This window comes from Streptomyces sp. NPDC031111, from assembly GCF_055570675.1.
On record NZ_JBVIGS010000062.1, the window covers coordinates 1 to 1,147 of the forward strand.

Consider the following 1,147-nt stretch of genomic DNA (forward strand, 5'->3'; position numbering starts at 1 on the left):
GGTTCGGTAGGGACTCGATCATTTGAGAGGATCGAGTCGCCACGTCCTTCCCCTTACCCGCTTGAGCTGCGCCGTCGTGCGGTCCGCATGGTCGCCGAGGTGCGGCCGGAGTACAACACCGAGTGGGCCGCTATGAAAGCGGTCGCCCAGAAGCTGGGCATCGGCACAACCGAAACCCTGCGGAAGTGTGTACGGCAGGACCAGATCGACGCCGGCACCCGGCCGGGGGCGACGACGGAGGAGTCCGCCGAGCTGAAGCGGCTGAAGAAGGAGAACGCCGAGCTCAAGCGGGCGAACGAGATCCTCAAGGCCGCGGCGTCTTTCTTCGCGGCCGAGCTCGACCGGCCACACACACGCTCGTAGCGTTCATCGACGAGCACAAGGGCCGCTTCGGCGGCGTCGAGCCGATCTGCCGCGTGCTGACGATGCACGACTGCAAGATCGCCCCTGCCACCTACTACGCCCATCACAAACGCCGGACCGCGCCGTCTGCCAGGACCGTGCGGGACGGCGAGCTGAAGGAACTGATCCAGCACGTCTACGACTCCAACTACCGCGTCTACGGGGCGAGGAAGATCTGGCGGGAGCTGAACCGGCAGGGCCAGGCCGTGGCCCGCTGCACCGTTGAACGCCTGATGCGCGAGCTCGGCATCACCGGCGCGGTCCGCGGCAAACGCGTGATCACCACGCTTCCCGGCGGCCAGACCGGGCGGGCCCCGGGCCTCGTCGACCGCGACTTCGTCGCCGGCGCCCCGAACCGCTGCTGGGTCGCGGACTTCACCCACGTGAAGACCTGGGCAGGTGTCGTCTACGTCGCCTTCGTCGTGGACACCTTCGCCCGCCGGATCGTCGGCTGGTCCGCGGCCACCGTGAAGGAGACGGTCTTCGTGCTGGACGCCCTGGAGATGGCGATCTGGCAGCGCGACCGTGACCAACATCCCGTTCAGCCAGGCGAGTTGACTCATCACTCGGATGCCGGGTCGCAATATACGAGTTTCCGGCTCGCCGAGCACCTGGACGTCGCCGGTATTGCCGCCTCGATCGGCTCGGTCGGCGACGCCTACGACAACGCCCTGATGGAGAGCACGATCGGGCTGTTCAAGACCGAGCTGATCAAGCCCCGGCGGCCGTGGAAGACGCTGTCCGA

Annotated in this window: 1 protein-coding gene and 1 pseudogene; both read left to right on the forward strand. The window is 67.2% G+C overall.

The genetic code is table 11. The features are described from left to right. Nucleotides 1-363, forward strand: a pseudogene (locus ACZ470_RS40505) (hypothetical protein); the annotation flags it as partial. Nucleotides 364-368: 5 nt separating this feature from the next. Then, the coding region (locus ACZ470_RS40510; protein WP_468434962.1) for an IS3 family transposase at nt 369-1,147 on the forward strand (779 nt) is incomplete at its 3' end.